The 9949-nt window shown below is 39.4% G+C and carries 9 protein-coding genes and 2 tRNA genes; 6 read left to right on the forward strand and 5 right to left on the reverse strand.

The features are described 5' to 3' along the window. The 6 genes from VIH09_RS08555 to VIH09_RS08580 form a co-directional block, all read left to right on the forward strand. Positions 1 to 498 (forward strand): lipopolysaccharide biosynthesis protein (locus tag VIH09_RS08555; protein ID WP_331579907.1); only part of this gene is annotated, 498 nt, incomplete at its 5' end. A gap of 176 nt (positions 499 to 674) precedes the next feature. Next, positions 675 to 1109 (forward strand): dUTP diphosphatase, encoded by a 435-nt coding sequence (dut, locus tag VIH09_RS08560; protein ID WP_331579909.1) that lies wholly within the window; start codon positions 675 to 677, stop codon positions 1107 to 1109. 87 nt (positions 1110 to 1196) lie between these two features. Continuing rightward, the gene (locus VIH09_RS08565) at positions 1197 to 2213 is read left to right on the forward strand and encodes a sugar phosphate nucleotidyltransferase (protein WP_331579911.1); all 1017 of its coding nucleotides are present in this window, start codon (positions 1197 to 1199) and stop codon (positions 2211 to 2213) included. Between the two features lie 79 nt (positions 2214 to 2292). Continuing rightward, positions 2293 to 3636: a tetratricopeptide repeat protein gene (locus tag VIH09_RS08570; RefSeq protein ID WP_331579913.1), complete on the forward strand. Its 1344-nt coding sequence runs from the start codon at positions 2293 to 2295 to the stop codon at positions 3634 to 3636. A gap of 6 nt (positions 3637 to 3642) precedes the next feature. Next, entirely contained in the window at positions 3643 to 4413 is a 771-nt protein-coding gene (locus VIH09_RS08575) for a DUF4292 domain-containing protein (protein WP_331579915.1), read from the forward strand. A gap of 23 nt (positions 4414 to 4436) precedes the next feature. Beyond that, positions 4437 to 5726, forward strand: coding sequence for a murein hydrolase activator EnvC family protein (locus VIH09_RS08580; protein WP_331579917.1), 1290 nt, complete (start codon positions 4437 to 4439; stop codon positions 5724 to 5726). 256 nt (positions 5727 to 5982) lie between these two features. On the opposite strand, the gene VIH09_RS08585 is transcribed toward VIH09_RS08580, so the two are convergent. From VIH09_RS08585 to VIH09_RS08605, 5 genes are all read right to left on the reverse strand, one after another. Next, entirely contained in the window at positions 5983 to 6837 is an 855-nt protein-coding gene (locus VIH09_RS08585; protein WP_331579919.1) for a polysaccharide deacetylase family protein, read from the reverse strand. Between the two features lie 10 nt (positions 6838 to 6847). After that, a complete protein-coding gene (locus VIH09_RS08590; protein ID WP_331579921.1) occupies positions 6848 to 7873 on the reverse strand; it encodes a hypothetical protein in 1026 nt (341 codons plus the stop codon). A gap of 324 nt (positions 7874 to 8197) precedes the next feature. Further along, positions 8198 to 9319: a PQQ-dependent sugar dehydrogenase gene (locus VIH09_RS08595; RefSeq protein WP_331579923.1), complete on the reverse strand. Its 1122-nt coding sequence runs from the start codon at positions 9317 to 9319 to the stop codon at positions 8198 to 8200. Between the two features lie 152 nt (positions 9320 to 9471). Further along, positions 9472 to 9543: transfer RNA gene (locus tag VIH09_RS08600), tRNA-Arg, on the reverse strand. A 159-nt stretch (positions 9544 to 9702) separates the two neighbouring features. Then, positions 9703 to 9776 (reverse strand) — tRNA-Asn (locus VIH09_RS08605). Positions 9777 to 9949: the final 173 nt, after the last annotated feature.

Here is a 9949-nt window from a genome sequence, read left to right on the forward strand (position 1 = left end):
ATCGTTTTTGCCGATTTGTTCAAACTCCTGATGATTCGCGACAGCTCTTACTGGGTGGCGATGAAAGTGGTGCCTTTGATTATTCTGGCTAACTTCTTCCTAGGGATTTATACGAATTTGTCAGTCTGGTACAAATTGATCGACAAAACATACTATGGCGCTTACATTTCGATTGTGGGAGCGATAGTAACCTTGGTGCTTAACTTTTTGCTAATTCCAACGATGAGTTATTACGGCTCGGCCATAGCGACTATTGCGGCTTACGGTAGCATGATGATTATTTCGTTTTATCTCGGCAATAAATACTATCCCATTCCGTACGATCTGAAAAAAATAGGAGGCTATCTCTCCCTGTCGATATTCTTCTCGGCCGTTTCTTTTTATGGGTTCAGGGAAAACTATTTTGTTGGGATTTCATTGCTAATGGCATTCCTATATTTCATTTATTATCACGAAAAAGAAACATTAATCAAAATCATAAAAGGGTCAAAAGCTTAATAATAATAGGGAGCCATTCGCGCTGTGCGCTTCAAACATTTTCATAAAATTGTTTTTTCAAAGACCATAAAGGAGCTCCCTGAGGTCGCTCTTTCTGCCCAAGAAAAAAATCAATTTTATTTCAAATGGCTTTCCGCTCCCATCACGGCTAAAAACCCGAACTTAAAACAGAAAACATGACAATAAACATCATCAATAGATCGCAACACGCCTTGCCTAACTACGAAACGATTGCCTCGGCAGGAATGGATTTAAGGGCAAATCTAACCGAACCAATAACATTAGAACCTTTAGGGAGAACGGTCGTTAAAACGGGTCTTTTCATCGAGTTGCCGATAGGGTACGAGGCACAAGTGCGACCAAGGAGCGGACTGGCTTTCAAAAACGGGATTACCGTGCTAAACAGCCCAGGAACAGTCGATGCCGATTATCGCGGTGAAATTGGGGTAATTTTAGTAAATTTATCCGATAAAGCTTTCGTCATCCAAAACGGGGAACGAATCGCCCAACTCATTATCGCAAAACACGAACGCGCGGACTGGATTGAAGTACAGGAATTGTCCGAGACCTCAAGAGGTGAAGGCGGTTTCGGTAGTACGGGAGTGAAATAAATTTAATAATTTAAAGATTGAAATATTTGAAAATTCGAAGAGAGTCATTTAATTTTTCAATCATTAATCTTTCAATATAAAAACAACATGAAAATAATAGTGCCAATGGCTGGACGTGGTTCACGTCTTCGCCCACATTCATTAACCGTTCCTAAACCGTTAATTCCAGTTGCTGGAAAACCTATCGTCCACCGATTAGTGGAGGATATCGCCAAGATATTGAAGGAGCCTATCGAAGAGATTGCTTTTATCCTAGGAGATGAAGCTTTTTTTGGAGATGATGTGGTAAAAAGCTTGGAGGAATTAGCTGAAGGTTTAGGTGCAAAAGCATCTATTTACCGTCAAGATTTGCCTTTGGGGACTGGCCATGCGATTATGTGTGCCAAGGAATCCTTGTCAGGACCTGCTGTGATTGCTTATGCTGACACCCTTATCAGAGCCGATTTCGATTTAGATCCTGCGGCCGATGCTGTAATATGGGTAAAACAAGTGGACGAACCGGAAGCTTTTGGAGTGGTTAAAATGAATGAAAATAACGAAATCACGGAACTGGTTGAGAAACCGACTGAATTTGTGAGTGATTTGGCGGTTATCGGGATATACTACTTCAAGGAAGTGGGCGATTTGAAAAAAGAGTTGCAAGCTGTTTTGGACAACAACATTCAAAACGGTGGCGAGTACCAGATTAATGACGGGATCAAGGCTATGATGGCCAACGGTAAAGTTTTTAAAACGGGTAGCGTTGATGAATGGATGGACTGTGGGAACAAGAATGTGACCGTGGAAACCAATTCAAGAATGCTTGGGTTTCTTCACAAGGACGGCATTGAATTAGTGCACAGAACGGTCAGATTAGAAAATTCAACCATTATCCCACCTTGTTACATTGGCGAAGATGTTGCCTTGATAAATACGACTGTTGGACCTAATGTGTCTTTGGGAAAAGGATGTCATGTACTTGGTGGTACCATTAAAAATAGCTTGATTCAATCGCATGTGCACATATCCAATGCAAATTTAGACAATGCGATGATAGGGAATCATGTCACTTTTAAAGGTGACTTTACGAGTGTAAGTATAGGGGATTACTCGGTATTAGAATAAGTTTTTTAGCACAAATTGTTAAAAACATAATAAAGCATAACAAGTTTTAAATTGTTGCGTTTCTATGATAAAGGACTCAATGAAAAAATCACGTTTATTAATTCTATTCCTTGTTTTGCTAGGCAATTCTGCATCGCTATTGGCGCAAACGGAACCCGAAGAAATTAAGCAGGAGGTAGATAAATTCCAGGATTATTTCTTTGAGTCATTGAAGCAAAAAGGCATCGAAAACTATGATAAGGCGATTGTCGCTTTAGACCAATGTTTAAAATTAGAACCTGAAAACGCGACGATTCATTTTGAATTGGGGAAAAACTATTTGGCATTAAAGGACTATAAAAATGCCTACACTTCATTCGAACATGCAACACAGATTGACCCCACTAACAAATGGTTTTGGGTTGGTATGTATGATGTGAATTATGCAACCAAGGACTTTAATGGCGCGATATATGTTATCAATAAATTAATACCCTTTGATGATAAATTCAAAGAAGATTTGACGTCGCTTTACATGAGTACGAATCAATTCGATAAAGCATTGGCGCTCATCAACGAGCTCAATGAAACTTCAGGAAAATCGGACAGGAGAGAAGCCTACAAAATGCAGATCTTATCCCAAGGGAAATACCAGAATACAGAAATAGCGAATTTAATTGCACAAATTGAGACCAACCCAAAAGAGGAGTCCAATTACATTTCGCTGATTTTTTTGTATTCCAAGAATAACGAAACGGAGAAAGTGCTAGAAACGGCACGTAAATTGGAACTGGCAATCCCAACATCGGAGTGGGCCCAAGTGAGTTTGTTCAAAACCCATTTGGTGAACAAGGACGGGGAGAAGGCCGTTAAAGCGATGAACATGGCTTTGGCCAGCGCCAAAATAGATTCGAAAATAAGACACCGGATTCTAAATGAGTTTCTGATTTTCGTGAATGTAAATCCGCAATTCACGCCTGATTTAGAAAAAGCCATCGGCTATTTTGACAATGACCCGGACGTAAATGTGGCAAAGGAAATAGGAAAATTTTATCAGGGCAAGAAACAATGGGATGCGGCAGTCAGGTATTATGAGCTGGCAAATAAAAAGGGTTCGGATGTAGATATCGAGAACACCTTACTTTTGCTTCAGGCATACGTCGAGACCAAACAGTTTGAAAAGCTGACTAAAAACGCTAGCGAAATGGTTGATGTTTACCCTACACAACCGCAGTTTTATTACTATGCCGGTTTGGGGGCCAATCAATCGGCGCAATTTAAAAAGGCAAAAGAAATGTTGGAAATGGGATTGGATTATCTGGTTGACGACCTTGAATTGGAAACCAATTTCAACATTCAACTTGGCGAAGCTTATAGTGGTTTGGGAGATGCAAAGAAAAAGGATTTCTACTTCTCAAAAGCGAATCAATTATTAAAAAAATAAAATTCAATGAATAAATTTTTAGCAGTATTAGTGGTGGTTTTCATGGTCTCTTGCAAGTCCAAAGCCGTTGTGGCAGGTGCTACAACCCCGGTCACTTACATGAAAGCAAAGAACATAATAGCGAGCCATTACGACAACAAGAGTGATTTCTCGACATTATATATTAAGGCAAACGCAAAATATTCTGACGACAGACAATCCCAGAACGTAACCGCAGAAATAAAGATTAAGAAAGACGAACAAATATTGGTGAGTATTCGCTTTCTGGGGATAACAATGGCAAAAGCATCGATAACACCAACTTCGGTGAGTTACTACGAAAAAATAAAAGGAACCTACTTTGAAGGCGATTTTAGTGCACTGAGCCAATGGCTTGGTACTGATTTGGATTTCTATAAAATCCAAAACATGCTGTTGGGTGAAGCTTTGGACGATTTGAAGAAAGGGAAATACAGCGAGTCATTGGTCGAACAGTTGTACCGTCTTGACGATATGGCAAATGATGACACAAAAAAGACATTCTATGTAAACGCCGACGATTTCAGTATCAACAGACAAGAAATCACACAAACGACCGAAGAAAGAATGATCCAGATTGCCTACACTTACATTAAAGAATACAAAGAAGCAATTTTGCCGGCCACAGTTGTTATTAATACCTTCCAGAAGAAAGGAAAATCTGAAATTAATTTGGAATATGATACCATAACCTTCAATGAAGAACTTTCTTTTCCATATAGTGTTCCAAATGGTTACAATAGAGTTATAATTAAGTAAATTTGCACAAATATATTTTTAAGATGCCAAAATTTCTCGTAAGCCTACTATTTATATGCATGACTTCTGTTCTTTGGAGTCAGTCTTCCCAACAAGAAAAATTAGAACAGCGTAAAGCTGAGATTCAAAAAGAGATTAGGGAGAATGAAAAGATGTTGAAAAATGTTAAGTCGAAAGAAAAGTCGGCTATGAATGTCTATACGATTCAAAAAAACAAGATAAGGCTGAAAGAAATCTTGATTAACACTACCGAAAAGCAAGCTAAATATTTAGCCAATGACATGTATATTAATCAGATGAAAATCAACAAGCTTAACAAAGAGCTGGCTGTTCTTAAGGAGGACTACGCAAAGATGATTGTGAAATCCTATAAAAGCCGTTCAGAACAAAGTCGGGCGATGTTTATATTGTCATCAGACAATTTTTTGCAGGCCTATAAAAGAGCGCAATATTTAAAGCAATACACCAGTTTCAGAAAAAATCAGGGAGAAGAAATAAAATCGAAATCTGTTGAACTTGTCAATTACAACAACAAATTAAATGCTCAAAAAATTGTCAAGCAAAAATTAATTGCTGAAAATGTAAAGGAGAAAGTTGGCTTGGTAAAAGAAAAACAAGAACAGGAAAAACTGGTAAACTCTATTAAAAAGGACAAAAACAGAATTGTATCTGACATCAGGAAAAAGCAAAGGGAATCAAAAACAATCGACAAACAGATTGACCGCTTGATTCGTGAGGCCATTGCTGAAGCAAACAGAAAAGCGGCCTTGGAGAAAGCTAAAGCTAGAGCCCTGGCAAACAATTCTAAAGCAAGTCCTAAGGAAGTGGCCGCTTCCGCCGCAAAAGAGTCAGTCTCGTCATCAAGAATCGAATTGACCCCTGAGGCAAAATTGATAGCTGATAATTTTAGGGCAAATAGAGGTAGTCTGCCTTGGCCGGTAGAGAAAGGATTTATTTCACTAGGTTATGGTAGCCAGGCTCATCCCATATACAATACTTTAGTAATAAATAATAGTGGAGTTGAAATTACAACTAATGAAGGCGCAACAGCGAGAGCCGTTTTTGGAGGAGAAGTGGCAAGTGTCATGGTATTATCGCCGGTCAACAGAGCCGTAATGATACAACACGGGGATTATTTCACGATCTATCAAAACTTAAGTTCCGTATCTGTAAGCAAAGGAGATAAAATAAGCATAAAACAGACTTTGGGAAGGGTAAGAACTAACGGTGATACCGGTAAGACGGTAATCAAGTTTTTACTTTTGCAAAACACTACCTACACAAATCCACAAGGTTGGCTGACCAATAAATAGGAACGACCATTTTGATTCATCAAGCAACAGCCTTGTTTTGTCCTGCGGGATAAAACAAGGCTGTTTTTTTATGCGGTTCGCTTTGCTGCCGTTTGCCAACATGCCGATTTTGAAAATAGGGAATGGCCTTCAAGTCAATCTTTTGTTCCAAAGAAAAACCCGCAACGATTGTCAATGAGACAGCTGTTGCGGATTTTTATTTCTAATGGTGAAAGTAAGCTATTTAGAAGAATGACGGCAAATGCATCATCGCGGCTTATTTTTCAAAGGTAGCTTCCGTAGATTTCATCATGCCTTCCGTATTCCAAGTACCGGAAACAATCATCCTTCTGATCGTGTACAGTGGGTCGATTGAATCTCTTTTGGTCGAAAGGATAAACGCCATTTGGTAGCCACTCTTTTTTACCTCAGGGATAGCTGCTTTATTCCATAAACCAAAAGGATAAGCAAAATAGGTTATAGGCGTAGCTGTGATTTCCTCCAGTTTTTCCTTCGGTTTCACCAATTGGGTATTCCAATCGTCGCCTGAGTATTTTGTGACCATGTGATGATCCCAAGTATGCGCTGCGATGACATTACCGTTGTCTGATAATTGTTTGATTTGTTCCTTTGTCAAATAGTTGGGGCGATTAATGGAAACAGTCATGACAAAAAACACGCCTTTGAAACCGTATTTGTTCATTTCGGCAGCTCCAATGCTGTATTGTTCACCGCGCGTATCGTCAAAGGTAATCATGATCGGTTTTTCAGGTAACGGCCCGTCATGCACAAGATAGTCGTACAATTGGGCAGGTAAAATAGTATGGTAACCTGCTTCTGACAAGGCTTTCATTTGTTCGGCAAAGTTCGCTGGTTTTACCGAATAGACTTTGGTCATGGGACCGGCATTGGCATCAAAATTCTTAATGTTGTGGTAGCACAAAATAGGCACTTCTTTTTTTGAAAGAAGGGTGGCCGCATCATTGGTCACTTTTGGTGATTCCACTTTATTTTCAACGGCATTTACAACAGTTGTCTTCTGCGGAGCATCTTTGTTAGTTTCCTCTGCTTTTGATTGGCAGCCTTCCAAAAGGACAAGTCCAAAAATCAGACAGGCAAAATAATTTTTCATTGTACTGTATTTATTGAAATTGAATGTAGCTTGGTTTTGGCGTGAATTTTAGCAATTCTTCCGGAGTGTAAATTTGCCAATTGTTCCAGTTGTCATTTTTGTAAAACAATTTAAACCCGGTGAATTGTACCGGTTCCCTGTAGATATAAGTCAGGTAAGTGGATCTCTTTAGTACTTTGCTGCCAAAGCCATCCATATCCATAACCACTTGAACTTCGGGAACGGTTTTAATTTCTTTATAATTTTTCACCATTCCTTGCGTAAAACGATGTACCACAAGTACTTTTGGAGTCAATTTATTTTTGCGCACAATATTAGCCAAGATGTCAATTGCATCATTAATATCCGCGGCCGTAAAATGCCCAATTTTAGAACCTGGACGCTCTCCGTTTTTCATTGAAAACTCAGGGTCAATTCCTAGATGGACATTGGGTAAACTAAGGTGTTTTACCAGTTCGCTTACTTCTGCCTTCACGGTACTGTGTCCCACTTGAATATCTAAAAACACCAAAGCATCAATGGGTTTTGCCCATTTAAGAACGGTGTCTATTTGTTTGAATGGCATGCGCATGCGATGCATGTTGTCTTTTCCGGGAGCTCCTTGTGCTGTAACGGCTATGTAATGAAATGCCGGAATCGTTTTGACCGTAGGATCAGCTGCCGCCCATTTGGCTACTTCGCCTTGCAATTTTTTTATCATTTGATCTCTTGGGATTTCTCCCAGTATCCCCATTCTTGTTGAATATAAATTTCCGTAAAAGGCGATGATTCTGTTGTATGGCAGTAGCGCGCCAGCCAAAGGATAAGGCGTTTTTACAGGCCACCTTCCGGTTGTGTCATTATTGCTTAAAGCCAGCATTCTTTTGTCGTAATCGACTGTGTCGATTGTAGAAACTTTCTTTTTCTTTACGGAATCTATTTTTGCTTCTACAATTTTTTCATTTGCGTTTACTTCATCGGCAGCTTTACCTTGATTGCAACTGTAAACAAGAAATAATTGGGTAATAATAAGGAAGGTAATTGCGGTCTTTTTCATAAAATGAATCTAGGTGATTAATAGTGCAAATGTAGATAATTTTAAGACCCAAGGGCAATTATAATCAACGATCTTGGGCTTAGAATTTATATAATTCACGGATTCATATGGGTCATTTCCGGAATGGAAAAATTCTATAAGAATTGGATTATTAAGCGATGTCATTTTTTTGTAGTTCTCGAGACTTGATCTGTGGATCTCGCAGAAGCCAATCTTTTTTGCTGAGTCACCGTCTTTGTTATTGTTTAATAAAACAGCATTGGGATCATATGGTGAAATATAGCGATTTGCATATAAGCTTCGGGCAGAATGTTTTTTAGGTAACTACCTTTTATTGGGGACTATTTTGATAATGCCCTTTCCTTCTACGGTTATATAAATATAGCCGTCTGGACCTTGTGCCACATTGCGGACGCGACCTATATCAGTTGCGATTTTTTGTCGGCCTATAACTTGCTTTCCTTTTAATTTGAGTAATTCTAGATACTGGAATTTTAAGGAGCCAACCAACAAATGGCCTTTCCAGTCTGGATAGCGGTTGCTTGTCACAAAAGCCATTCCACAGGGGGCGATTGAAGGGGTCCAGTAATAGATGGGGTTTTCAATTCCGGGTTTTTCCTGTATTTTACTTATGGTGGTGTTGTCATAGTCGATTCCGTAGGTGACAATCGGCCAGCCATAATTGGCACCTTTTTTTATGATATTGATTTCGTCCCCGCCTTTCGGACCGTGTTCGTGTTCCCAGATTTCTCCGGTAACCGGATGTTTTGCCAATCCCTGAGGATTGCGGTGTCCGTAGGAATAAATTGCCTCTTTGGCTCCCTTTTTGCCCACAAAAGGGTTGTCTTTTGGGATGCTGCCGTCATCATTTAATCGGTATATTTTTCCGTTGTCACAGCTTATGTCCTGCGGATTTACAAAGTGGGCACCGCGTTCCCCAGCAGAGAAATACACATGACCATCATCGTCAAAAGCGATTCTGGACCCAAAATGCTGGCCCGCTGTGGTGTTGGGAGAGCATTTGTACAGGGATTCGATCTGGATTAGGCTTTCATTTTTGAGTTTCGCCCGAATAAGTTTGGTGTTGCCTCCTTTGCCCTCGCCTTCCGTGGAGGCATAGGTGATATAAATCCAACCACTTTTGTTGTAATTGGGATGCAGAACAATATCAAGCAAACCCCCTTGACCATGATCATAAACTGCAGGTACGTTTTTGATTTTGGTTTTCTGACCATTTTTAAGGTGGTACAGAATCCCGCTTTTTTCGGTTATCAGCATCGAGCCATCCGGCAGCCAGGCCATTCCCCATGGTATAGCGATTCCGGAAGTCACTGTTTCGAAAGTGTAATTTTTCACTTCGTCCCGAAGGGGAACATCATTAGGTTTCACTTGCGAGTTGCAGCTTAAAAAAAAGGGAAGAAGGAATAGGGAGGTGATTTTCTTCATGGAGATGGTGTTTTAAAAAAATCGTGATATTAAAGATAGTGAAAAGGAAACCAACTTTAAAGATTGTTTTTTTTAATAAAAGCAGCCAAAATAGGAGTTGACAAATAAAAAAGACCGCCATTTCTGAGGGTCTTTGCCATAATTTGAAGGAGTAGCCCTGCTAGGAATCGAACCTAGATCAAAAGTTTAGGAAACTCCCATTCTATCCGTTGAACTACAGGGCTGGATAAAGGACAAAGTTACGCTTTTAAAAAAGTTTATTGTCAACAACCGTTTGGATTTGTGTGTTTTTTTTAAAATGCTTTTGCTATCATAAAGTAGCGCTTTCACTACCGCTTAAAAACAAAAAAGACCTTACATTGCTGTAAAGTCTTTTTAAAAAGCTCCCTCTCTTGGGCTCGAACCAAGGACCCTCTGATTAACAGTCAGATGCTCTAACCAACTGAGCTAAGAAGGAAACTGTATAATTTTATTCTGCTATTGAATGAACGTTTTTGTGTGCTTATCGGTGAAGTTTGTTTCACTTGTAAAGCGGTGCAAAGATAGGGGTAAATTTGATTTCTGCAAGCAAAAATTAATTTTTTTTTACTTTTTTTTACTTCCCTATAATCGCCTTGTAAATGTCATTTC

This window comes from Flavobacterium sp., assembly GCF_036515215.1.
GTDB lineage: Bacteria > Bacteroidota > Bacteroidia > Flavobacteriales > Flavobacteriaceae > Flavobacterium.

What these genes read in the sequence shown, in the direction of transcription:
- dut (WP_331579909.1), top strand. Translation starts at nt 675, where the DNA reads ATGACAATAAACATCATCAATAGATCGCAACACGCCTTGCCTAACTAC.
- VIH09_RS08565 (WP_331579911.1), top strand. Translation starts at nt 1,197, where the DNA reads ATGAAAATAATAGTGCCAATGGCTGGACGTGGTTCACGTCTTCGCCCA.
- VIH09_RS08570 (WP_331579913.1), top strand. Translation starts at nt 2,293, where the DNA reads ATGAAAAAATCACGTTTATTAATTCTATTCCTTGTTTTGCTAGGCAAT.
- VIH09_RS08575 (WP_331579915.1), top strand. Translation starts at nt 3,643, where the DNA reads ATGAATAAATTTTTAGCAGTATTAGTGGTGGTTTTCATGGTCTCTTGC.
- VIH09_RS08580 (WP_331579917.1), top strand. Translation starts at nt 4,437, where the DNA reads ATGCCAAAATTTCTCGTAAGCCTACTATTTATATGCATGACTTCTGTT.
- VIH09_RS08585 (WP_331579919.1), bottom strand. Translation starts at nt 6,837, where the DNA reads ATGAAAAATTATTTTGCCTGTCTGATTTTTGGACTTGTCCTTTTGGAA.
- VIH09_RS08590 (WP_331579921.1), bottom strand. Translation starts at nt 7,873, where the DNA reads ATGAAAAAGACCGCAATTACCTTCCTTATTATTACCCAATTATTTCTT.
- VIH09_RS08595 (WP_331579923.1), bottom strand. Translation starts at nt 9,319, where the DNA reads ATGAAGAAAATCACCTCCCTATTCCTTCTTCCCTTTTTTTTAAGCTGC.